At 57.3% G+C, this 22,068-nt stretch carries 19 protein-coding genes and 1 pseudogene; 3 read left to right on the forward strand and 17 right to left on the reverse strand.

All coding sequences use genetic code 11. The features are described from left to right. Positions 1-9: 9 nt before the first annotated feature. The 11 genes and pseudogenes from vgrG to tssB form a co-directional block, all read right to left on the reverse strand. Positions 10-609, reverse strand: a pseudogene (gene vgrG, locus ACOI6Z_RS13905) (type VI secretion system tip protein VgrG); the annotation flags it as partial. 64 nt (positions 610-673) lie between these two features. Next, positions 674-1,060 (reverse strand): hypothetical protein, encoded by a 387-nt coding sequence (locus ACOI6Z_RS13910; protein WP_065812981.1) that lies wholly within the window; start codon positions 1,058-1,060, stop codon positions 674-676. After that, complete coding sequence (locus ACOI6Z_RS13915) at positions 1,061-2,275, reverse strand: hypothetical protein (RefSeq protein ID WP_065812982.1); 1,215 nt, start codon at positions 2,273-2,275, stop codon at positions 1,061-1,063. It lies immediately after the preceding gene. Beyond that, positions 2,268-4,778, reverse strand: coding sequence for a type VI secretion system Vgr family protein (locus tag ACOI6Z_RS13920; protein WP_263063900.1), 2,511 nt, complete (start codon positions 4,776-4,778; stop codon positions 2,268-2,270). The genes ACOI6Z_RS13915 and ACOI6Z_RS13920 overlap by 8 nt, the downstream gene beginning before the upstream one ends. A 1-nt stretch (position 4,779) precedes the next feature. Continuing rightward, positions 4,780-7,434 carry a type VI secretion system ATPase TssH gene (gene tssH, locus ACOI6Z_RS13925; RefSeq protein ID WP_065812984.1) on the reverse strand — a complete coding sequence of 885 codons (2,655 nt, stop codon included), beginning with the start codon at positions 7,432-7,434 and terminating at the stop codon, positions 4,780-4,782. Between the two features lie 265 nt (positions 7,435-7,699). After that, complete coding sequence (hcp, locus tag ACOI6Z_RS13930; RefSeq protein ID WP_023289393.1) at positions 7,700-8,191, reverse strand: type VI secretion system effector Hcp; 492 nt, start codon at positions 8,189-8,191, stop codon at positions 7,700-7,702. Between the two features lie 4 nt (positions 8,192-8,195). Continuing rightward, positions 8,196-9,902, reverse strand: a complete 1,707-nt coding sequence (locus ACOI6Z_RS13935; RefSeq protein WP_065812985.1) for an OmpA family protein — start codon at positions 9,900-9,902, stop codon at positions 8,196-8,198. Next, the gene (tssL, locus tag ACOI6Z_RS13940; RefSeq protein ID WP_064157522.1) at positions 9,899-10,588 is read right to left on the reverse strand and encodes a type VI secretion system protein TssL, short form; all 690 of its coding nucleotides are present in this window, start codon (positions 10,586-10,588) and stop codon (positions 9,899-9,901) included. Before tssL ends, ACOI6Z_RS13935 begins: the two co-directional genes overlap by 4 nt. After that, a complete protein-coding gene (tssK, locus tag ACOI6Z_RS13945) occupies positions 10,585-11,928 on the reverse strand; it encodes a type VI secretion system baseplate subunit TssK (protein ID WP_072199075.1) in 1,344 nt (447 codons plus the stop codon). The genes tssL and tssK overlap by 4 nt, the downstream gene beginning before the upstream one ends. A gap of 9 nt (positions 11,929-11,937) precedes the next feature. Then, positions 11,938-13,482: a type VI secretion system contractile sheath large subunit gene (gene tssC, locus ACOI6Z_RS13950; RefSeq protein ID WP_420687416.1), complete on the reverse strand. Its 1,545-nt coding sequence runs from the start codon at positions 13,480-13,482 to the stop codon at positions 11,938-11,940. Positions 13,483-13,524: 42 nt separating this feature from the next. Next, positions 13,525-14,016: a type VI secretion system contractile sheath small subunit gene (tssB, locus tag ACOI6Z_RS13955; protein WP_420687417.1), complete on the reverse strand. Its 492-nt coding sequence runs from the start codon at positions 14,014-14,016 to the stop codon at positions 13,525-13,527. 600 nt (positions 14,017-14,616) lie between these two features. On the opposite strand from tssB, the gene ACOI6Z_RS13960 reads away from it, so the two are divergent. Then, positions 14,617-15,183: a DJ-1/PfpI family protein gene (locus ACOI6Z_RS13960; RefSeq protein WP_023289387.1), complete on the forward strand. Its 567-nt coding sequence runs from the start codon at positions 14,617-14,619 to the stop codon at positions 15,181-15,183. 142 nt (positions 15,184-15,325) lie between these two features. Here the strand turns inward: ACOI6Z_RS13960 and ACOI6Z_RS13965 are convergent, their stop codons facing one another. Next, a complete protein-coding gene (locus tag ACOI6Z_RS13965) occupies positions 15,326-16,087 on the reverse strand; it encodes an SDR family NAD(P)-dependent oxidoreductase (RefSeq protein WP_065812986.1) in 762 nt (253 codons plus the stop codon). Positions 16,088-16,195: 108 nt separating this feature from the next. Here ACOI6Z_RS13965 and ACOI6Z_RS13970 point away from each other — a divergent pair, with 108 nt between their 5' ends. After that, positions 16,196-17,110, forward strand: coding sequence for a LysR family transcriptional regulator (locus tag ACOI6Z_RS13970; RefSeq protein WP_065812987.1), 915 nt, complete (start codon positions 16,196-16,198; stop codon positions 17,108-17,110). Between the two features lie 302 nt (positions 17,111-17,412). Continuing rightward, complete coding sequence (locus ACOI6Z_RS13975; RefSeq protein WP_023289384.1) at positions 17,413-17,601, forward strand: hypothetical protein; 189 nt, start codon at positions 17,413-17,415, stop codon at positions 17,599-17,601. Between the two features lie 45 nt (positions 17,602-17,646). On the opposite strand, the gene ACOI6Z_RS13980 is transcribed toward ACOI6Z_RS13975, so the two are convergent. Genes ACOI6Z_RS13980 through opgC form a run of 5 tightly spaced genes read right to left on the reverse strand, consistent with a single transcriptional unit; the run spans position 17,647 to position 21,812 of the window. Further along, positions 17,647-18,114, reverse strand: coding sequence for an ATP-binding protein (locus ACOI6Z_RS13980; protein WP_072199077.1), 468 nt, complete (start codon positions 18,112-18,114; stop codon positions 17,647-17,649). A 19-nt stretch (positions 18,115-18,133) separates the two neighbouring features. Further along, positions 18,134-18,472 carry an STAS domain-containing protein gene (locus ACOI6Z_RS13985; protein WP_023289382.1) on the reverse strand — a complete coding sequence of 113 codons (339 nt, stop codon included), beginning with the start codon at positions 18,470-18,472 and terminating at the stop codon, positions 18,134-18,136. Further along, complete coding sequence (locus tag ACOI6Z_RS13990) at positions 18,462-19,676, reverse strand: PP2C family protein-serine/threonine phosphatase (protein ID WP_060590975.1); 1,215 nt, start codon at positions 19,674-19,676, stop codon at positions 18,462-18,464. The genes ACOI6Z_RS13985 and ACOI6Z_RS13990 overlap by 11 nt, the downstream gene beginning before the upstream one ends. 8 nt (positions 19,677-19,684) lie before the next feature. Beyond that, positions 19,685-20,584 (reverse strand): hypothetical protein, encoded by a 900-nt coding sequence (locus ACOI6Z_RS13995; RefSeq protein ID WP_065812988.1) that lies wholly within the window; start codon positions 20,582-20,584, stop codon positions 19,685-19,687. A 10-nt stretch (positions 20,585-20,594) separates the two neighbouring features. Continuing rightward, positions 20,595-21,812: an OpgC domain-containing protein gene (gene opgC, locus ACOI6Z_RS14000; protein ID WP_065812989.1), complete on the reverse strand. Its 1,218-nt coding sequence runs from the start codon at positions 21,810-21,812 to the stop codon at positions 20,595-20,597. Positions 21,813-22,068 lie beyond the last annotated feature (256 nt).

A 22,068-nucleotide genomic window follows, 5' to 3' on the forward strand; every position in this document is an offset into this window, starting at 1 on the left:
TTATATTACAGTGTCGCAGAACTCAGCGACGTCGATGTGAAGCCGCGTGCCGGCGGTAAAGCGAAACCAGATCCCTACCTCACCCAGCAGCCGGGTGATAAAGCACAGGTCATCCTCACCGTACTGCATCACCTGCTCACGGCGCGGATACGTTTTTGTCAATGAGAATAGAAAATCCTGACCGCGCAGGCCGTGGCGCTCGCGGAGGATTTTTTCCACAATTTGCGGAACGGACTGGTCCTGGAAAATGGCGTTCTGGTGTGAGCGGTTAAGCAGCGGCTGGAGCGTCAGCGCGTAGTGCGTTTCATCCCCGGAGGTACTGAGCCGTTCAAACCCCTTCACCACGCCCTGGATCACCCGCACGGCTTGCTGAACATCAATGCCGAAGCCCTGAGCCATCGGCGCCTGCAGCGTCAGGGAGGCAGCCTTCATCAGCATCATCTCTTTGCTGATGGCATGGTCTGCGCTGGTGAATTCGATACGGTAGCGAAACAGCTGACTCAGGGCGTCATCGCCCTCAAACGCCAGCAAATCAAGCCCGGCTTCAAATCCTTTCACCATCAGCAAGTGATGGTTGTGGCTGAATTTGATCGGAGGGTTACTGCTCATAGTATTCCTTCACATCGGCAGAGAAATAATGCTCTAGAAGAACAAACATGCATTAAGTCAGTTACTACTTGATCTTTATCGTATATTGCTTATAAAAATCTTCACCGGAATACATTGTGCCAAGAGTAAATCCAGAAATAGTTACGCGATAATCACCTGATTTTTTCGGGATCCCAGATATGATGATGCGATGAAAATCTTTTTTTACTCCATCCTCTCCACCAAGCCTATATTTTATGTCTTCCGGACTCCATGCTAACCCTGAGTCGTTCGGGATTATACTCACCGACACGCTGGATTCATTAACAGCCCCACCTTTTATTTCAATGACATCTTGGTACTTGTGATTAACTATTGCAACTTTAAGATCTTTTTTTTCGGGCAGGATTGTTGGGTAAGTACCAGAGCAACCAGCTACAATAACAATCAAAACACAGATAAAATATTTCATTCAGTTCAATGGTTTAAACACCACCCCTCCAAAAATGTGCTTGCGGACATATTCCAAATCTTTGTTTAACTTAATTTGATTTTTTACCGCCCCCCATGAGAATAATTTCAAATTAACAATCTCATCAGGCGGTGAGTTTTTTGTTATAGCTTTCCCATTAGCATTTTTTAAAGCACCGGCCCAAACAACCCAATGGTTTTTTGAGGAAGTATCGTCAGAGCCAAAATCAAACAGCATCCCAGCAGAAATTAGACAAAGAACTTTAAATCCATTATCAGCATATTCACTGAGCCGCGCAACATCCTCAATACTGCACCGACTTAAGCCAACATTGCTATAAACTTTTACATAGCCACTCTTTTCAAACCACTCGGTAATCTTTCCCCACATTGTAATCCCGGCGACTTCATCGTCTATATCATCATAACTCATAATTGAGTTTTCAGAGTCTCTCAAACTGGCAAGTGTTATCCAATCCAAACCTGAAATTCTCTCACTACCGCCAAAATAAAAACTGCCCTTTGGATGTTTACATCCATCGCCAGGAGTTATATCTAAAGTTCCTATCTTCGTTTTTCCTTGCATCCATAGATCAATTGCAGCTTGTTTATATACATCCGGCCTGTCCATTTGCAAGCAGTAAAAGAAGGAGGCTGGCCCACATAAACTTGTCCTTCCCTGATCAGGAAAACTACTGTAATTTATTCTTGATGAAACTTGAGTTTCAAATTTACTTCTGTCAAATGGATCATCAGGACTACCTACAGGATACTCTTTTGCAATAAACACTCTTTCCTGACAGGTAATCTGCACAGTATGTATATTATCCTCACCCTTATCATTAACCGGTTTTGTCTGTGCTTTTGTCTCAAAATAACAAACATTTTCACGCTTATTTTTAGAATATGCTTGCCCTGATGCCATTTCACCAAGTGTGTACATCTTTTTCACAGGCGAGGAAAGCACAGAAAACAACTTACCACCGTGCTTACGATATAAGTTCATTTCCATTATGTAGATTACAGACAACCCATCCTCTGTGTCATTCGTTTCATGGGACTGAGTTTGATAATTTGATGTTACTGGTTGTTGCGCCACTGACAGTAGTATATGTTTTTTATTACTGGCATCAGTTTTGTAAACATTCAGATCGTAAAAAAGGTCGACTGCTGAAACATTCGATTCAATCTTTGTATAAACATTATATTTAGGCATTGATGGCCTCCGGGATCATATGCAGCAGAACATCCTGTATCTGTGCAGAAGTAAACAACGTCGTATACCCCTCGCCATCACTGACACCCTCTAATACCGAGCCATCAGCCAGAAAGGCCCTGTAAGGAGTATTCAGCATCGGCATCCCATTATCATCTGTACACAGGTAGCGAATATTATGGCTGCCGTCATTTATCGCATTAGCTAAAGGTGTAATGTCAGGCTTATGCTGTGCTCTCGTCTGTCTCGCGTAATACCCGGCCCTTGTTCTGTACTCACCAGCCGTCGCTGATTCAATGGCATTAACATCCAGAGTAATGTAACTGCCCCCGCCATTTACCGTCAGCTTCTTCTTCGCAATAATTTTGATTTCATCCTCCGTGCTGACAATGCTGATTTCCTTCCGGGCAAGCAGCGCCATCAGGTCATTCTGCGCCTGCATCTGTACCGGTCCCTGGTTCGCTATCAGCCTGATCCCAAGCTTTCGCACAAACACGCTCAGCGCACTGCCCACCCCGATGAACAGATTTTTCACCACGCTAACGTCTGCATTTTTACCAGCTGTGGCGATCAGGTTCTGGCCGGCTGAGACCTGCAGATGTTGTCCGCTGGTCAGCGCTATTCCATCCGGCGCGCTGAGGAGCAGTACTGATTTTTTGAGATCCGTCAGTTGCTGTTCCAGCAGAGTGATTTGCGCCTGGAGATCGGCAGGGTTAGCGGTCGCCTTCTGCGCGTCACCGGAGATGGACATCATCTGCTCCCGGGCTTCGGCCAGATTGCTGACCGCCGGCTCCATATCCAGCACCTGCCCCTGGGCCTTCGCCTGCCCGTCAGCGCTGATAAATATCCCTTTCTGCGCCCGGATGGCCCCCCAACTGTCGGTTCTCAGCTCAAAGCCTTCGCCGCGCGGCTGCCTGTCGCTGCTCACCAGATGCCCCAGATTCAGCTGGCTCTTGCCGCCATACTCCGTCGACACCTTGATATGCTCTTTCCCACGCTCATCGTCGAGGCGGATTTTGTTGTTGGCCGGGGTGCGCAGGACGTTACGTTTGTCATTGCGGATGGTGACGTGATCGCCGTGCGCCGAATCGTGGAGCACGCCGGCGATATACGGCCGGTCCGGGTTACCGTCCTCAAAGCCAATCGCCACCTCCGTCCCCGCCAGCAGCGGCAGGTGCAGGCCATAAGTGTCTCCGGCATACGGCCGCGCCTGGCGGACCCACAGGCTCTCGAACCCGGTTTCCCAGCGCGCCCGGTCAAACAGCATATTCACCCGGTAGCGCCCGTGTTTGTCGATATGCCCGTAGGTGTCGTTTTCCCGGGTGCTGGTCACGCGGGCCGGCAGCGTCCCGGCCATCACCGGACGCGCGCCGGGCTCGGGCCGGTAGCCGACGTCCGGGCTGTCCGGTATGCCGGCAAACTCCACCGAAAAGTCGGCATCGCGCCGGGCGTGGCTGTGCATCGCCGTGATAAGCACACCATCAGCAAACTCTCCGGCCACCTCCTCTCCGCCGGTCACCTTCAGCACCTGACCCGGGCAGAGCGTCGGGCAGCTGGTGGTGGCCTGCATCCGGGTCTGGCCGTTCAGATAACGCTCATGGCGAAGCCGGGCGTAAAACGCCCCGGTCTCCGGCGCCGGATGGCGGTCATGGACATTCCCGGCGGTCTGGTAGTTATCTCCCCAGTGGTAAGCCTCACCAAAGGTAGTCGTCTCCCCGCGGGTGACATCCACCTGCGCGTTCATGTCAGCCGTCGCCTCGCGGTAGTTGTAGTCGCAGGTACTGACCTGCTGCTCCACGACGCGGTGGCGGCATGCCATCCCCCACACCGCGTCCACCCCGGCCGACTGCTGCCCGGACGGCGGGACCGAAGGCAACGTCAGTCCCTTCTCATAGCCCTGCTGACTGTCGCAGAACTCCGCGACGTCGATGTGCAGCCGCGTGTCGGCGGTAAAGCGAAACCAGATCCCCACCTCACCCAGCAGCCGGGTGATAAAGCGCAGGTCATCCTCACCGTACTGCATCACCTGCTCGCGGCGCGGATACGTTTTTGTCAGCGAGAACAGAAAATCCTGACCGCGCAGGCCGTGGCGCTCGCGGAGGATTTTTTCCACAATCTGCGGAACGGACTGGTCCTGATAAATGGCGTTCTGGTGCGAGCGGTTAAGCAGCGCCAGGCGCGGCTGGAGGGTCAGCGCGTAGTGCGTTTCATCCCTGGAGGTGCCGAGCCGTTCGAACCCCGTCACCACGCCCTGGATCACCCGTACGGCTTGCTGAACATTGATGCCGAAGCCCTGAGCCACCGGCGCCTGCAGCGTCAGGGAGGCAGCCTTCATCAGCATCATCTCTTTTCTGATGGAATGGTCTGCGCTGGTGAATTCGATACGATAGCGGAACGGCTGGCTCAGGGCTTCATCGCCCTCAAACGCCAGCACATCAAGCCCGGCTTCACATCCCTTCACCGAAAGCAGATGGTGGTTGTGGCTGAACAACAACGATTTCACGCTACTCATCGGCGATTGCCCCCTCGTCAAACGCCATCACGATGCCTTCTTCTTCGTGATACCCCAGCGTCACATGGTTCGGTTTATGCCCCGCCGCCATATGGCTCAATAGCTGCTGACTCAGCGCCGGCAGGATCTGCTGATTGAGCAGAATGTCGACGTTGCGGGCGCCGGTGTCCGGCAGCAGGCAGGCCTCGGTCAGCGCGTCGAACAGGCTCTCGCTGAGGGTGGCGGTCATCCCGTAATGGCAAGCCAGACGCTGACTCACCTGCCCGAGCTTCATGCCGACAATGCCGCGCAGCGCTGCCGCCGGCAGCGGACGGTAAATCACCGTCTGGAAGCGGGCCAGCAGCGCAGGCTGGAAGTGACCGCGCAGCACCGGGCGCAGCAGCTCGTGCAGGTCTGATTCGCTGGCTTCAGGCTGTTCATCCAGCAGCTGCATTAGCAGGTCACTGCCAAGGTTGGCGGTCATCAGGATCACGGTGTTGCGGAAGTCGATTTCACGCCCCTCGCCGTCGCGCATTACCCCCCGGTCGAAGACCTGGTAGAACAGGTTCATCACATCGCGATGGGCCTTTTCCACCTCATCGAGCAGCACCACGCTGTAGGGGCGTTTGCGCACCGCCTCGGTCAGGATCCCGCCCTGGCCGTAGCCGACGTAGCCCGGCGGAGAACCCTTCAGCTGGCTGACGGTGTGCGGTTCCTGGTACTCGGAGAGATTGATGGTGATCAGCGCTTTCTCGCCGCCGAACAGCGCATCGGCGAGGGCGAGCGCCGTTTCCGTTTTGCCGGTGCCGCTCGGCCCGACCAGCAGGAACACCCCCTGTGGACCGTTCTCCGGCGTCAGGCCGGTTTTCGCGGCGCGCAGGCGCCGGGCAATAGCGCTCAGGGCCGCCTCCTGGCCAACCACCCGTTTGCCGAGACTCTGTTCCAGGCTCAGCAGCTCCGTCTGCTCATCCTTCATTAACGAGGAGAGCGGCACGCCGGTCCAGTCGGCAATCACCGTCGCCACGGTGCGGACGTCGACGTCCAGCCCGAGCAGCGGATTGCCGTGCTGGGCGGCAGTAAGCGCGTTTTGCAGGTCGTTGATTTCCCCCTGGCGGGAGATATCGCGACGACATGCCCGCAGCGCCTCCGTCAGCTGCAGCTCCTGACCATATTGGATTTCGAGGGTATCCAGCGCCAGGATAAGGCGGTTCTCCTCCTGCTCAATGAACGCCAGCCGTTCGCCGTGGGCGCTGTTGCCCAGCGCGATATCCTCCAGCAGCGCCTGCTTCTCCATCGCCAGCGCGGTGAGCTGCGCCTTCAGGCGGGTCAGCGGCTCTGGCACGGTATCAAGGCTCATGCGCAGGCGGGCGGAGGCGGTGTCGAGTAAATCCACCGCCTTGTCCGGCAGCTGGCGGCCGGTGAGATAGCGTCGTGACAGCGTCACGGCGGCACGCACCGCGTCATCCGTGATATGCACCCCGTGGTGGTGGGCATACCGGGGCTTCAGGCCGCGCAGCATCAGGCAGGCGGTGTCGTCGTCCGGCTCATCCACCTTGACCATCTGAAAGCGGCGCTCCAGCGCGGCATCGCGCTCGAAGTACTGCTTGTATTCACGCCAGGTGGTGGCGGCGATGGTCCGTAGTTCCCCCCGGGCCAGCGCCGGCTTTAACAGGTTGGCGGCATCCGCCCCGCCGGCCTGATTGCCCGCGCCGATAATCGTGTGCGCCTCGTCGATAAACAGCAGCACCGGCCCAGGCGACTGCTGCACCGCCTCAATGATATTTTTCAGCCGCTGCTCGAACTCGCCTTTTACCCCGGCGCCGGCCTGCAGCAATCCGAGGTCCAGGGTGCGCACCGACACCGGCTTCAGCGCGTCGGGGACGTTGCCTTCAGCAATGCGCAGCGCCAGGCCTTCCACCAGGGCGGTCTTGCCCACGCCCGGTTCACCGACGAGGATCGGGTTGTTTTTACGACGCCGGGAGAGAATATCCACCATCTGGCGGATTTCCGTATCACGTCCGAACACCGGGTCAATCTGCCCGTCTCTGGCTTTGGCAGTGACGTCGAGAGTAAATTTGTCGAGGGCGTTCTGCAGCGCCGGGTTGGGCCCATCCGCGTTCGGTACCCCGTCCGCAGGACGCCCCACAAACTCCACGTCCCCGCCATGACGCTGCGCCAGCGCCGCCTCCTGCTGCGCTTGCGGACGTTCGTCGGACTGGGTATCCAGCAGGGGGCGCAGGCGTTCCAGCTGGCTCTGGCCCAGGGTTAACAGCGGCCACAGGCCATCGCACTGGATCAGATTCTGTTTTGCTACCAGCGCCATCAACAAGTGAACACTGCGGATCTGCGCTTCGCCGCTGAGCGAGGCAATCAGCCAGGCCTCCTGCATCAGCTTCAGGATAGCGCCAGATAGCTGAGGACGATGACGTACCGAGCGCGGCTGTTTATCCAGCCAGCTAAGCAGATCCTGCCATAGCGCATTCACATCCCATTCATAGCGCCGCGCCAGCACCGTCAGATCGCCTTCCCCCTGTTCCAGCAGCTTGAGCAGCCAGTGCTCGGGCAGGATCTCAGCGTGCGCCCGGGACTGGCACAGCGAGGCCGCCCCCTCCATCGCGCGGGCACAGCAGGGATTAAGACGGCGTAACAGGCTGGCTGGATTTTCCATGAGATCCTCTCTTTATTGGTTCCGGACACGCTACCGCCCGTCGCTGTTCCCCAACAGGAACCCATAGCGCACAGGGTCAGGCAGGCAGATTGTGTTTTCCTTTGCTGAGTACCCGCATCTCAGGCATTCAGCAAAAAACGGCGGACAGAGAAACGCTGTCCGCATCAGGCGATGGCCCTCCTTACTCCCCGGTCGCATAGATAACGATGCGACCGGGGTGAGCGAACGCCGCCAACGCGCCTCCGGCGCGAAGAATGACGGGCAATTACGCGGTAGCGCGTTCGTTCCAGCTATCGGAATGAATGATGTTGCCGTCTTTATAGGTCCAGATGATCTTCTCGTAGCGCAGCTCGATCTGTTCCAGATGGTTGTGCTTCTCGTACGCAGGGTCTTTGATGTCGTGCATCAGAGGATTCACTTTCACCACCTTGACGTTCTCAAGCGTGGTGTTGAAATACTCCACTTCCTGGCCAGCATCGTTGATCCGGTACCACTTGAACTCGGCGGATTTCAGGGTCTGACCGGTGGTCACCGCCTTGTACAGGTAGGGGCTGGAGGAGTCGATCTCCTTGGTGAACAGGAAAGGCGTATGGATCCGCGTGCCGGTCAGTTTGCCGGTGTTGTTATCGGTCGGGATGTACAGGTTATGCTCCTGGGCCACCACTTCGATACTGCCTTCACGATCCTGAACGTCGACAGACCCTTTAATGTCCGCGCCGCCGTCGTCTTTCAGCCAAAGATAAACAGGAATTGCCATGGAATTACTCTCCATTGTGTAGTGAAGCGCCATCATCCTGGGATGACGCAGAGGGTTTGTCCGGTAACCGACAGGCGTCGACCTGCGGCACCAGACTGATTTCGACACGTCGGTTCAGCGCCCGGCCTTCCGGCGTGTCGTTTGTTGCAATTGGGCGGCTTTCGCCATAGCCCTGAACGGCAAAGCAGCTGTCCGGCACGTCGCCGGTATCGCGCATCCAGTCGCGGACCGATTCCGCGCGTTTCAGCGACAATAGCTGGTTGGCTTTTTCCTCACCGACGCTGTCGGTGTGGCCGGCCACCACGATAAGCCACCCGGGCCTGGCCTTAATGTCCACCAGCGAGTGGACCAGCTGCTTTGTCGAACCGGGTTTCAGTACCCATTTCCCGGTATCGAACAGCGACATGCTGTCAAGGCGGATGACGTGCGGCGCGACGCGCTGCACCGGCCTGGGGGGCGGTGGCGGCGGCACGTAGCGGCGAATAGCCTCCAGCAACGGCAGGCGAATCCGCTCCCCGCGATATAAGCCAAGACTCAGGCGCAGCGGGACGCCGTTACGCGCCCAGCTATCCAGCAGCGCGGCATCTTCACGCAGCACCCTGACGGCGCTGGCTTTTGCCCCATAATCATCCATCGCGATCCGCTCATAACGGGCAATATCAGCGCCCACGCGCTGCAGCAGTTGTCGATTATTCCAGCCACTGCTGAGCAGCGCGGCGACAGCCGCAAGAGTGAAAATAGCGAGTGCCGCGCGCCCGGCCCTGCCCCATGGCGTGAGCCCCCGTCCCGCCGGTAACTGCGGCAGGATGAAATCCGGCAAGGATGACGCATCCGGGGTGTCGGTCTCGCCTGGCTGCCAGCCAGCTACCCGCGTCAGGCCGGTATGCCGGGATAACCACCTCGTCCATGCCGACGACGCCAGGCTCCCGGCATGGGTGGGTTCGATCCCCCAAAGTACGGCCGCTGGGGTCAGGGGTGGCAGGTCGGCATTCTCCTCCGTTAACACGGCAAGGACGTGCCGTTCGAACCAGCCCATCAGGCTGTTCATTAACACCTGCTGCTGCAGCGCCGCCGCGCCGCCGACGCTCAACCAGGTCGCCACAGAACAGGGGGCGCAGGATGGCTGCCAGACTTTCACCGCCTCACCCGGGATCGCCGCCTGCCAGAGCAGACTGGGGCTCATCGCGCTGCCCACCTGCCCCTGCAGCGCCAGCGGTACGGCATACCTCGTCTGCTGCCGCAATTGGCTGAGTTGCCAGCGCAGGGCCAGCAGGGCGCTGGTCAGCGCGTCGCTTTGCGCGTGCCGCTGCGGGCAGACGCAGAGCAGCACCGACAGCTGAGGCCCCCACTCCGGTCGCTGGCTTAATATCTGGCGCGCAACCTGCGGCAGCTCCTCCGTCTTTTCCACTCGGATCCAGCAGCCCTGTTTGACGACCCGCACCGGGGACGGCTGCGGCCAGACACACGGCAGATCGCCGCAAACGAGGACTACCGGCTGGCGATAAGCGATCGCCGGAAGTTCGTGCAGGGTTGACGTGACCTGACGTTCGGCACCACGACGGGCAATACGCCAGATCGCAATAATCAGGGCCAGCGTGACCAGCAGAATGAGCCACGCCCCCCAGCGGGGAACCGGCAAAAATAGCAGGCACACCAGCGCGCTCAGCAAGCCTGCCCACAGCGCCAGCCCGCGCTGCTGGGCGGGGCTCATTTCACCTCCCCCGGCAGCAGGGTCAGCAGCAGATGATCGAGCCAGTGGTTCAATCCCCACCACAGGGCCACGATCACCGCCACGCTCAGCCCTGCACGTACCGGCCAGGAGGCCAACCAGCCGCTTATCCCCAGTCCGGCGCGGCTCTCTATCAGCACCGGAGCGCTCTGCGGACAACGGAAAGGCGGGACATGTTCACTGAGCGCGTTGACCAGCTTCAGGCGCTCCGGGTCGTGGAGGGAGCGAAAGCTGCCAACAAAACCCAGCAGCATCACCCGCTGAAAACAGGTGACCACAGCCAGGTCGGGCGTCGGATCATGCAGAACCTCGCGCATCCGCTCGCACAGGGTGTCGCCGGCGTCCATGGTGCCGAGAAAATGCCCCTGCAGCGGAATGTCATACCACTGCAGGCAGGCATCATCTTCCACGCCGCGCCCTTTCACGACTTCATCGAGCAGCGCGCACTGGGCGGTGAGAATATGCTGACAGCTGACGTCATCAAGCCCGCTCGCCTTCAGCTCAGTTTGCACGCGCTCGACATCAGCAATACACCGCTGCCATAGCGTGTACCCCTCCTCATCGCGGAACTGCGGGCCATGGCGCAGGCTGATAACCTGCAGCCAGGTGTTTTGCAGCAGCGCATCGATATCAATGGACGCGGCGTTGCCGCGTTGACGTTCATTCACGTTCGTAGCACCGCAAAAAGTTCAAGTTCTGGCTCGCCAAGCATCCCCGGGACGTAGAACATACAGGTACCGCTCTGCAGCATTTCCGTCGCCAGAGGATGGGACACATCGAGGCTGAAATACTGGTTTTCCAGACGCAGCGGGATCGCCGCCGGCACATGACGCAATGGCGTCAGGGGCACCCCTGTCCGCGAGGAGTTGACGATGGCTTTGACATGATCCGGACTGCCCACTTTGCACTGCCGCGGAAACTGTTCCTGCAGCTGAGCGACCGGTACCGACGAACGAACCGACAGATAGTAATCCGCCCCTTCCCGCAGCCGGGCATCGTGCAGACGCGCCTGCCAGAAGTGCAGCCGGGCATCATGCTCCAGGGCAATCGCTACCACCCGCGACGGCAGGCTCGCCTCCAGCAGGTCGCTGAGTAAATCAAACAGCGGCGGAAAAACCGCGTTCAGCTGGTCATGTTGATAGATCGGGACGGCATTCGCCTGATGGGTCAGCGAAAAGGTCAGCAGGCTGCCAGCCAGGCGCGCCAGCTCCGGATAGAGGCGTTCCGGCGGGCTTTGCCGGTAACGCAGAAAATACCCCAGCACCGGCTCAGCGCTGTTCAGCGCGTTCAGCAACCAGAACAGAGAGACATCGGCCACGGCAAAATCAGCCATCCGTTCATTGCTCTCGCGACGCATGGCCATCAGGCGCGTCAGACGAGCCCGGAGCTGAGTAAGCAGCAGTTCAAGCTGCGTCGCCAGCCAGCGGCTGCCCTGAATCTGCAGCAGCGGCGGGAGAAACGTCTCGTCGATGAGCCAGGCCCCCTGCGAATCCCGCAGCAGGCGTACCACCGGACAGGTCAGGTAATCGCTGTTATCCTGATGGGCGAAGCGGAGGGATAGCTCCGGCTGCATGACGGCAATCTGCCGGGTATCATCCCCGAACTGGTTGCGGACATCGCGCCAGCGCTGCCGGAAGCGCACCGGCCTGTCGGCCACATCATCAGGCTTCAGGCAGTTGCCGCCATTGGCCTTCATCAGAGGCAGCGCCAGCATCACCAGTCCCGTGCGAGATTCGCCCTCCAGCGACAAAGCCGGCGGCAGCGCATCGGCATTGTCCGTATCAATCATCGTGCCATCCTGGAACCGGACCTGCAGCCTGTGAGCCTGCAGGCGGCCCAGTTTGAGCATCTCTGGTTCGAAGGTCGCCTCAACCACTCCCCAGGGGTGGTTGAGGCCCATCCGGGCAATCGCTTCCGCAGCCCAGGCGGCATACGCAGCCTGCTGTTGAAAATGCTGGGGCGACACCATAATGCCCCGGCCCCATAACGGACGTTCGGTTTTCATCATCGTCCGACCCTACGCCTTCGCCTTCGGCATCTGGCTGACCAGCGACAGATTGACGTCCAGCCCCTCGACCTGGAAGTGCGGCACGGCGTACAGCTTCACGCGGAAGAAGCCCGGGTTGTCCTCGATATCTTCCACCACCACGCTGGCATCGCGCAGCGGATGGGAGGCCTGCAGCTCGTCGCCCGGATCGGTCATTTCGGTGACCAGGCTCCGCACCCAGGTGTTCAGCTCCAGCTCCAGCAGACGCCGGTCCTTGGTGGTGCCGATATTCTCGCGCTGGATCATCTTCAGGTAGTGCGCGATGCGCGACAGCAGGAAGATATAAGGCAGACGCGCGTTGATGCGGCTGTTGGCGGTAGCATCGGCGGTATCGTACAGCGCCGGTTTTTGCGCGGAGTTGGCCGAGAAGAAGCAGGCGTAATCGCGATTTTTGTAGTACGACAGTGGAATGAAGCCCAGGCTGGCGAATTCAAACTCCCGTGTTTCCGGGATCATCACCTCGGAAGGGATCTTCACCTGATTGCCGGTGCCCAGATCGTACAGATGGATGGGCAGATCTTTCACCGCGCCGCCGGCCTGCGGGCCGCGGATCTGCACGCACCAGCCGTTATTGACAAAGCTCTTCACCATATTGGAGGCGAAAGAGAACGCCGCGCTGGTCCAGAGATACTTTTCGTGGTCCGGCCCCTTCACCTGCTCGACATAGTTGAAGCTGCGCACCGGCACGGTGTCCGGACCATACGGCAGACGACCCAGCACGCGCGGCATGACCAGGCCGATGTAGCGGGCATCGTCGGTTTCCCGAAACGCTTTCCAGCGAATATATTCCGCACGTTCGAAGTAGTTACCGATATCTTTGATGGCGGCGACCTCTTCCATGGTCTCTTTCAGGAAGAAAGCCGGGCCGACGGCGCCGATAAACGGCATGTGGGCGGCAGCGGAAACCCGGGAGATATTGCGCAACAGCGCCACGTCCTGCGCGCTGGCGTCGAACTCATAGGCCGAGATCAGCGAGCCGATCGGCTCGCCGCCGGGGGTGTCGTACTCCGCGGTGTAGGTGTGCCAGTAAAGGCCGCTCTGAATCAGCTCCGGCGCATCCTCAAAGTCCTGACGCAGATCGTCCTTTGAGACGTCGAGGATCTCCGTTTTCACGTTCTGGCGGTAGTCGGTGTTGTCCACCAGCTGTTTGAGGCCGCGCCACAGGGATTCGACCTGCTGAAACTCCGGATGGTGCATCACTGCGTCCAGCTGGCGGCTTATCTGGAAATCCAGTTCAGCGATATGGTGGTCAATCAGCGTTTTATCGAGCTTTTCCACCCGCTGGCCGGACTGGCGGATGCGCTCCATAAACACCTGCATCGCCGCGGTCAGACGCTCCGCCGCCGGCGCCTCGGAGAGCGCGGCATCGTCCAGAAAGTCGTTGATTTCCCCGAGGCGAGAGGCCGGGGCGAGATTGATTTTTTCAAATAGCGACGCGTAAACGCCCTCGCTCACCGTGTTTTCCTGCAGCGCGGTTTGCCCCTGAACAGGGCTGTTTTCTGTGGTAACAGACATTAGCATTTTCCCGGTTATTCCATTAACAGACTTGCCCCGCCATTATTTCGGAGCAAGCGCACTCATTTCGTCGCGTAATTCCTGTGACAGCGCCGGATCTTTCAGAATTGCCTCAAGCTCTTTTCTGAAAGTGGCGTTATCGAGCAGATTGGATTTGAGATCGCGTAATAAATTACGCATCGCCAGCATGGCGCGGAGTTGTGGAATTTGCCGGGCAATCTGCTCCGGTTCAAAATCGTTGATATCGGTAAAACGCAGCCTGACGTTCTCCTCTTCGCCATTGCCAGCCAGCGTATTCGGCACCGAGAGATTCACCTCCGGGCTAAATTCCGAAAGTACGCTGTTAAAGTTATTTTTATTGACGTTAATTTTTTCTCTTTCCGATAATGGCCGGTTTTCTTTACCGTGACTAAAATCACGAATGGTAAGTAGCTTTAATGGCAGCTCAACCTTTTTTTGCACGCCGCCGGTGTGGAGAGATAATTTAAGATTAATGCGAGCCTTAGGCACTTCATTCTGGAACGTATCAGCCATAGCAGTTCCTTTCCTCAGGGAATAATTATTGAAGAGTTGACGGTAAAAGCCTGAGGATAATAAAACAAAAACAGATTATCGATCAACTTAACAAGAAGATTTATTGAATATACTCACAAGGTGAATGATTTTATTTTTTCTTAGCGCCAGGATAAATATTTAATAAATAAATACAAAACCTAAAACAATAATCAAAATAAATTACGCACCAAAGAAAAATATAAGAATAAACATAGCGATAACAGCACCTGGAATTAAATCATCCCCTCGCAACGCAATTTATCGTCACCCGCGCGGCAAAACATTCAAGAGCAACCTTTTTCCCAGCAACTGGTTTGCGCTAACCGGTCAGCGAGCGTGACGAGGAATGACCGCGGACCCAGCGATATGTTCCTCCGCAGACAGTCGTCAGTGGCTGAAGAGCCTATTTTTCTGGGCGACTGACCACAGCGCGATGGCGAAAAAAGTTGTCGTTACCAAAAAAATATGAACCCGGTTACAAGATGCGCACGCCACCGTCTTCGGCATCCTGAGGAGGTCGCATTCTGCGGATCGCCAGGCTATATCTATGACACCTTTCTCCCACAACGAGTAAAAATAATGAGCAAGAAGATCCTGATGCTGGTCGGCGATTACGCCGAAGATTACGAAACGATGGTCCCTTTTCAGGCACTGCAGATGATTGGCCACCAGGTCGATGCCGTCTGCCCGGATAAAGCCGCCGGCGACTATGTGATGACGGCGATCCATGATTTTGACGGAGCACAGACCTACAGCGAAAAGCCGGGGCACCGCTTCACCCTGAACGCCGATTTTGCCGCGGTGAAGGCCGAGGATTACGACGCGCTACTGATCCCCGGCGGACGCGCGCCAGAGTATCTGCGTCTGAACGAACAGGTCATTAAACTGGTCCAGGCGTTCGACGCCGCGCGTAAACCTATCGCCGCCGTCTGCCACGGGCCACAGCTGCTGGCCGCCGCCGGGATTCTGCAGGGGCGGACCTGCAGCGCCTATCCGGCCTGCGCCCCGGAGGTGCGCCTGAGCGGCGGGCATTATGCCGATATCGGTATCGATCAGGCGCATGTTGACGGCAATCTGGTCACCGCCCCCGCCTGGCCGGCACACCCGCAGTGGCTGGCGAAATTCGCCGCCCTGCTGGCGGAGTAACGCATTTTCTCTGACTAAGTGAACGACTATCGCCGCGCTGGCGCTCTCTTTGTTACCGGTCCGGCGGTTTTCGAACGGCCGTTTCCGCTGCCGCCAAACCTGATTCAGCTCAGCGAAACGCTGGCCGGATTGTCTCCTCGCCTCAGATGCGCATTCCCCCGGAAACTTCAATGCGCTGGGCATTAACCCAGCGATGATCATCGGATAACAGCGAGGCGATCACCGGCCCGATATCCTCTGGCACCCCCGGTCGGCCAAGCGCCGTCATGTTCGCCACCGCCTGAGCGACCTGCGGGTTATCCCGCACCACCCCGCCGCTGAAATCCGTGGCGATGGCGCCCGGCGCCACGCAGTTCACCGTGATCCCGCGGCCGCCCAGCTCAAACGCCATATAACGGGTCAGGGTTTCCACCGCAGACTTCATGACTGCATAGGGCGCCCGATTCGCCATCACGATACGGGTCAGTCCGGACGAGATATTCACAATTCGCCCGCCATCGGCCAGCAGCGGCAATAATTTTTGGCTGAGGAAAAAAACACCCTTCACATGGATGCGATAAAGCGCATCGAGCTCCGCTTCGGTAGCGTTCAGAAACCCCATGCCGCTGGCATTGCCGGCATTATTGACCAGGTAATGAAACCGATCGGCCCCCAGCTCCGCCAGGGCCGCCTGAAAGGTGCTGACAAACCCGTCAAAGGTGTCGGTTTCGCCGGCGCTGAAGGGCAGCGCGATCGCCCGCGAGCCCTGGGCTTCAACCCACGCGACCACATCGGTCGCCTCGGCGAAATGCGCGTTGTAGGTCAATACCACATTCACGCCGCGCTGAGCCAGCGCTTCAACGGTCGCGCGGCCCAGGCCACGGCTGCCGCCTGTCACCAGGGCGATTTTTGCGCTATTGTTCATGTTTTCCCCTTTTATCTCTGCTGAAAACATGAGCGATTATAGGCCTCTGAATGCCGACGATAAGACCGCATGGTGCGACAGGATTGTTTTGCCAGCTGGAACAATGTCATGGATAAACTGGATACCCTGACCCTGTTCGTGCGTATCGTCGAACGGGGTTCGTTCAGCGCTGCCGCCGCGGATCTGGGTTTTTCCCGGCCGGTGGCGACCGCAGCCATTAAGGCGCTGGAGGCCAGCCTTGGGGCGCGCCTGCTGCAGCGCACCACCCGGCACGTGCAGCCGACGGCGGAGGGGTCGCTGTATTATCAGCGCTGCGTCTCCATCCTGGCGGCCCTGGAGGAGGCCAACCGCAGCGCCGGAGGGAGCATCTCCGGCACCCTTCGGGTGGACGTGGCGGGCAATCTGGCGCGAACCCTGCTGCTGCCCGCGCTACCGCAGTTTCTCGCCCGCTATCCGGCCATTACCTTGCAGATTGGCGAAAGCGAGCGCGACGTCGATCTGGTCCGCGAAGGGGTAGATTGCGTCATTCGCGGCGGCCATCTTCCCGATAGCGAGATGATTTGCCGGCCGCTCGCCATGCTGCAGGAGATCACCTGCGCCAGCCCGGCCTACCTCGCCCGGTACGGTACCCCGCATACGATTGACGAGCTGGCGGGACACGTGACGATCGGTTTTGTTTCATCGCGCACGCACCGTACCTTGCCGCTCAGTTTTACCCTGGATGGCCGCCAGACCGAGGTCAGTTTGCCCTGTCGGCTGCTGACTTCCGATGCCGACGTCGGCGCCGAAGCGGCCAGGCTGGGCTTTGGCCTGTATCAGGCACCCTTGTCCCGCCTTGAGGCCGATCTGGCATCCGGTGGGTTAACGGAGGTGCTGGCTGATTTTCGCCCTGCGCCGCTGCCGCTCTCCCTGCTCTATCCCAGCAGCCGGCAGCTCTCTGCCCGGGTACAGGTATTTATCGACTGGGTGACGGCGCTGATGAAGGCGCCCCTTCCGCAGCAGGCATCCGGAAGGCTAAAATAACGTTTGCTATTATTTGCGGCTCGTGCGTTAATCATTAAGTCGATTTACCAGACGAAAAATTATTATCGAAGCACGTGTTCTCATCTCCAGGCGTTATCCCTGATACCACCTTCCTTTGAGCAGTCCCGTTAGTATTTTGCTTTTTCTGTAAACAGGCCCTGTCAGACCCCTGTTGGCTCGTTAAAAAAGCCCTCCGTCTGACCCAATACCCGGCTTACCACTTACAAAAATCAGCCGCGTTAATTTCCCTGAAAACGACCATTGTCTTTTCAACAGAACATTACCCATACAAGGTTTACATTATGATTGAACATATCCATTTTAGATGCCCATGCTGCCATGGCTCCCAGTACAGAACGTCCCAGTTTGACGTGACGGAAAAAAATCCCTTTGGTGCGAAATGCATTTTCTGCAAATCGGCCATGATGACCTTAGATACTATTCGCCCTTATCACCTGGGCGCGCTGTCCACCGCTCAGGCACAGCCATAAGACGATGAAGCTGGTGAACGCGGGCGGGAAAATCCCCCCGGTGATTCACCTGGGGGCAACCTCTGGTCCTTCACCTGACGCACCGTCGGTGGAATGGCGAAGGCCGGCATCCGGCAACGCTTTTATCAGGGTCGTCACATTCTCCCCGGCGCGGCTTTCCACATTAAAATAGTCCACCGCGCGCAGAATGAGCCGCAAACCTCTGCCGCTTTCCGCTAACGGATCGACATCGAAGCGCTCATCGCTACGCGCCAGCGCCAGGCGCTCTGCCGGAAAGACCTCTCCTGCATCAATAAAGCGCAGCGTCACCCGGTCCTCCGCTGCGATAAATTCGACACGAAAAACGCGTTGCCGATCCTCATGCAGCGCATAGCGAATGATATTGGCGGCCGTCTCACAGGCGGCAAGATCGAGCGCGAAGCGCCACTCCTCCCCGACGGACAGCGGCGTCATTTGTTGAGTCAGCCACGCCGCCAGCGGTGAAAGCGAGCTGAGTTGGGCAGGAAACAGCATGACGTTATTCACGGGCGCATCACGGATTGAACTGCGCAAGGGCTGAAGTGCGATCCTCGCAAATACGAAAAATACGATCCATCCTGGTCAGGGTAAACATATTGCGGATGCCGGGGTTCAGCGCGCACAGTGTCATTTCTCCTTTACCATTCATCATTTTCATCAGGGAAACCAGCGTTCCCAAACCGCTGCTGTCGATAAAATCGATTTTACTGAAATCAACAATCAGATCGGTGCGATCTTCGCCTATCTCTTGGGCGATTGCCGCTTTAAAGGCTACCGCGACGGACGCATCCAGCCGACGCACCGCCGGCGTCAGGATCGTCACCGAGGCCTGCCGTTCGGTTTCAATTTTCATCACTGTCCCCTGTTCGTTCAATAATCAAGAGTGAAACATCATCGGCCATCGCCTGAGTCTCCTGCCCGTCGCCACTGCGCCAGCGGATCAGGTGCCGGGCAAACCGCGGCAGCAGCGCGGGCAGCGGCTGCGTCACGCTGTCCTGCAGCCATGCGTGTAAACGCGCCTCGCCAAACTGTTCACCGCTCCGGTTTTCACATTCGGTGATGCCGTCGCTGAACAGGCACAGCCGCTCTCCCGGCGCCAGTGAGAAACTGACATCTGCCCACGAGAGATGGTCTATCAACCCCACCGGCGCCCCGCCGCTGCCGACCGGACGGACGGCTGCGTCCGGGCTCACGATAAAAGGCGTGGGATGCCCGGCCTGACAGAGTTTGCCCGCGCCGGTCTTCAGGTCGATGACGCCATAGATCAGGGTGAAATAGCTGACAATCTCTGTTTCGTCACTGCAAAAACGACCATTAAGGATCGCCACCACTTCGGCAGGCGACGCCGGCTGGTTGTCTGCCGTAAAAAGAAAGCGCTCAACGGCCCTGCCATGCAGAAACTGGCGGGCGACGGCGAGCGACATCATCGCCGCCCCCACGCCGTGTCCGGAGACATCCACGCAGTAAAATCCGAGCCGATCGCCCAACGGGAAGACGTTAAAAATATCCCCCGACACCCAGGCCGAGGGCAGGAAAATCCAGTCGGAGAAAAATCCCTGATGACGCAGCTGATGAGCCGGGAGAACCGACTGCTGAATGCGCGCAGCCAGCTCCAGATCCTGTTCAATCTGTCGCAGCGCTTCGCTCAGCCGCGCATTGCGCGCGGCGAGGTCAGCCTCAAGGGAGAGGATCCGCGACCCGGCGTGCAGCCGCGCCCGCAGTTCGCTCTGCTCCACCGGTTTGCTGAGAAAATCATCGGCCCCGGCCTCAAACCCCTGCGTTAAATCGCCAGGGTCTTCGCGGGCGGTAAGCAATATCAGATAAACGTAGTGACCAAACTGGCGACGGCGAACTTCCCGGCACAGCGTCAGGCCATTCATCTCTGGCATCTCCCAGTCGCTTATCACCAGGCTGACGGGCTGGTTTTCGAGGATCGCCAGCGCGGCGACGCCGTTTTCCGCCTCACTGACGATATAGCCCCACTGCGTCAACATCCGGCTTAGCAGCCGACGATAAACCAGCGAATCTTCAACAATCAGGACGTGCTGTGCCGACATCGCGCCTCCTAAATCGGCAAGAACCAGATAAGGCTGATCGTGCCTTCACGAAACTTGCCGCTGCCGCTGTCGTGCCCCGGATAGCGGGTACCGGCATAGTTGGCATACTGCACAGAGAACGATCCTGGCGTATAGCCCGCGTAACCGAAACTGTAACTGTAGTCGCCATTCCACGGCTGCTGCTGGCTACTCTCCGGATACCAGAACGCGGTAGCGCGCACAAAAAAATGCTGCTTAAAGGTATATCCGCAGCCGCCGAGCAGCACATTTTTGTTTTTGCGGATGTCATCGCTCTCCAGATCGTAATAGCGCGGCACCCAGCTGTAGCCTACCTGGCAGATAATGGCATCGCCTTTGTTAATCAATAGCGCATGCTCCATGGGCTTCGGCAGCGAAAATTTATACGCCAGGGTAATCGCCCCCTGCTCAAAATAGGTGTGACGCTTGCTGCCCGAAGTCCAGAAGTGGTTATCGCCATAGTTACTGTAAACCAGGCTGACGGTGTTGGCATGCCAGTCGTCGTAGCCAAAACTATAGCGAAAATCGGCGGTATAGCGGCTGGTATCGGTCACCGGTAAACGTGATGTCACGTTGGCGAACCAGAAGCTGTAAGGCGAGTATTGCAGACTGAGGTTCAGCGTCTGATTATATTTTTTCTTCTGTTCTGCGCTGTCTGAGCTGTTGGGGACTGTCATCCACTGCTCTTTTAAACCCGAACTAAAGCTCAGCGCTCCGGAAAACACCTTGTCATTCCCGGAAAAAAGCCGTCCCCAGCGGCTGGTAAACACGCCGGCCTGCACCGGTTCACCATTTTTATCACGCAGCGGTTGTGCGTCGTTCTTCTCTGCTCCTTCCGCACCTGCGATGGCGCACCATAGCGCGCAGGCCAGCATGTATTTCTCCCGCATTTGCCCTTCCTTAGTTAGGTATCCAGCGTGCGGCGACGCGGTATTTGGCCATCAGCCACAGTACGCCCAGCGCAGCGGCATGGATCAAGGTGTTCACTATCCACGCCTGGCGCCACAGATCGAAGGTGATCAACTGGCTTACGGCGAGCACGATGTAAACATGCAAAATAAAGGTGTAGAGCGAACGCTGCCCGAGCGGGATCAGGAACCAGCCTGCCAGCCAGTTCAGGGGGCGCCAGCACCAGGTCAATAGCAGATAAATGGTGACCATCAGACTGATATCATTAAGGATCCGTACCGGCCCGAGGCCGTTTTTCGCCGCCCAGGTATGGTAAAAGGCGTTAAATTCCGCCGGTGGGATCACGTGCATCAGCAGCGCGGGCGGCATAAAAGGATTGGTATGATTCTGGGCGACAAACGCAAGGATAAGCGCGATGCACACCAGCGCCGCGACGGCGACTTTGCCGGGCGGCGTGCGGGCGAAAGAGATCAGTTCCGCTTTGTACCAGCCGCAGCACATTCCCAGCACAAAGATAAATTGCCAGGCCATCAGGGGAAAGGCGAATTCAAATTCGCAGGGCGTCACCCGTACCGGCCAGCGTTGCCAGCATCCGTAGATCAGCAGCGAGACGCCCAGTAATGGGTAGACGTGACCCTTTTGCAGCATGCCGAGAAACAGCGGGCTGAGCAATAACAAAAAAATATAGAGACCGAGGATCTGCGTCTGATGCGGGCCAATCTGCAGATAAAGGATAATGTTAAACCACGTCTCTTTTATTTGTGGGGTTAGCGGATAAAGCGACCAACTGGTCCCGGAAAAGCGGTCGGTAAAATGAGTGACTTCATAGACATTAATATGAGGTAAATATCTCAGCAAAAGAAAAGAGACAATAATAATAATATTAACCTGATATATTTTCCAGGCGCGAAGATAAAGCCCCCAGCTCACCGTCAGTAATACTGCCTTTTGTAATCTGACACGATTTAGCATCCCTAACATGAAGCCGGACAGGATCACAAAGCCCTCGGCACCGGTGGTCAAACCAAATCGTTCCCAGCTGAAAATATTAAATATCGACATCACTTCCGTATGCGCCACCACCATCATCACGAGAGCAATACCGCGCATAAAGTCGATACGCAGGTCGCGATCCCCGGTCAGAGAGTAACGCCAGGCCGTTGATTTATCAGTTTCTTTTTGCGAAATCGCTGAAACAACCTGGCTCATGAGGGATCCCGTCGTCTACCCTGCAACATTTATTACAAATTATTTAGATAGTGTAGAATGCGCTATCTTGCAATGCTCATTTTATAAATTCCGCCTGCGTACATCACACTATGTTAAGTCATCCCGGTGACTACCAGTTCGCGCTATTGAAATTTTTACGCCACCATCTACACTCACTTTACTGTTATTTATAAGCCCCTGTGCGTTCTGCAGAACGCTGCCAATCAATAACAGACCAGTCATTCAAACTCAGCGC

Source organism: Klebsiella sp. C239 (genome assembly GCF_048822715.1).
Classification (GTDB): domain Bacteria; phylum Pseudomonadota; class Gammaproteobacteria; order Enterobacterales; family Enterobacteriaceae; genus Klebsiella; species Klebsiella quasipneumoniae.

Excerpts from the sequence above, each read along its gene's own strand:
- ACOI6Z_RS13960 (WP_023289387.1), top strand. The coding sequence starts at position 14,617 with ATGAGCAAGAAGATCCTGATGCTGGTCGGCGATTACGCCGAAGATTAC.
- ACOI6Z_RS13915 (WP_065812982.1), bottom strand. The coding sequence starts at position 2,275 with ATGCCTAAATATAATGTTTATACAAAGATTGAATCGAATGTTTCAGCA.
- ACOI6Z_RS13970 (WP_065812987.1), top strand. The coding sequence starts at position 16,196 with ATGGATAAACTGGATACCCTGACCCTGTTCGTGCGTATCGTCGAACGG.
- ACOI6Z_RS13980 (WP_072199077.1), bottom strand. The coding sequence starts at position 18,114 with ATGCTGTTTCCTGCCCAACTCAGCTCGCTTTCACCGCTGGCGGCGTGG.
- tssB (WP_420687417.1), bottom strand. The coding sequence starts at position 14,016 with ATGGCTGATACGTTCCAGAATGAAGTGCCTAAGGCTCGCATTAATCTT.
- tssC (WP_420687416.1), bottom strand. The coding sequence starts at position 13,482 with ATGTCTGTTACCACAGAAAACAGCCCTGTTCAGGGGCAAACCGCGCTG.
- ACOI6Z_RS13990 (WP_060590975.1), bottom strand. The coding sequence starts at position 19,676 with ATGTCGGCACAGCACGTCCTGATTGTTGAAGATTCGCTGGTTTATCGT.
- ACOI6Z_RS13910 (WP_065812981.1), bottom strand. The coding sequence starts at position 1,060 with ATGAAATATTTTATCTGTGTTTTGATTGTTATTGTAGCTGGTTGCTCT.
- ACOI6Z_RS13985 (WP_023289382.1), bottom strand. The coding sequence starts at position 18,472 with ATGAAAATTGAAACCGAACGGCAGGCCTCGGTGACGATCCTGACGCCG.
- ACOI6Z_RS13965 (WP_065812986.1), bottom strand. The coding sequence starts at position 16,087 with ATGAACAATAGCGCAAAAATCGCCCTGGTGACAGGCGGCAGCCGTGGC.
- hcp (WP_023289393.1), bottom strand. The coding sequence starts at position 8,191 with ATGGCAATTCCTGTTTATCTTTGGCTGAAAGACGACGGCGGCGCGGAC.
- ACOI6Z_RS13935 (WP_065812985.1), bottom strand. The coding sequence starts at position 9,902 with ATGAGCCCCGCCCAGCAGCGCGGGCTGGCGCTGTGGGCAGGCTTGCTG.
- ACOI6Z_RS13975 (WP_023289384.1), top strand. The coding sequence starts at position 17,413 with ATGATTGAACATATCCATTTTAGATGCCCATGCTGCCATGGCTCCCAG.
- tssK (WP_072199075.1), bottom strand. The coding sequence starts at position 11,928 with ATGATGAAAACCGAACGTCCGTTATGGGGCCGGGGCATTATGGTGTCG.
- ACOI6Z_RS13995 (WP_065812988.1), bottom strand. The coding sequence starts at position 20,584 with ATGCGGGAGAAATACATGCTGGCCTGCGCGCTATGGTGCGCCATCGCA.
- tssH (WP_065812984.1), bottom strand. The coding sequence starts at position 7,434 with ATGGAAAATCCAGCCAGCCTGTTACGCCGTCTTAATCCCTGCTGTGCC.
- opgC (WP_065812989.1), bottom strand. The coding sequence starts at position 21,812 with ATGAGCCAGGTTGTTTCAGCGATTTCGCAAAAAGAAACTGATAAATCA.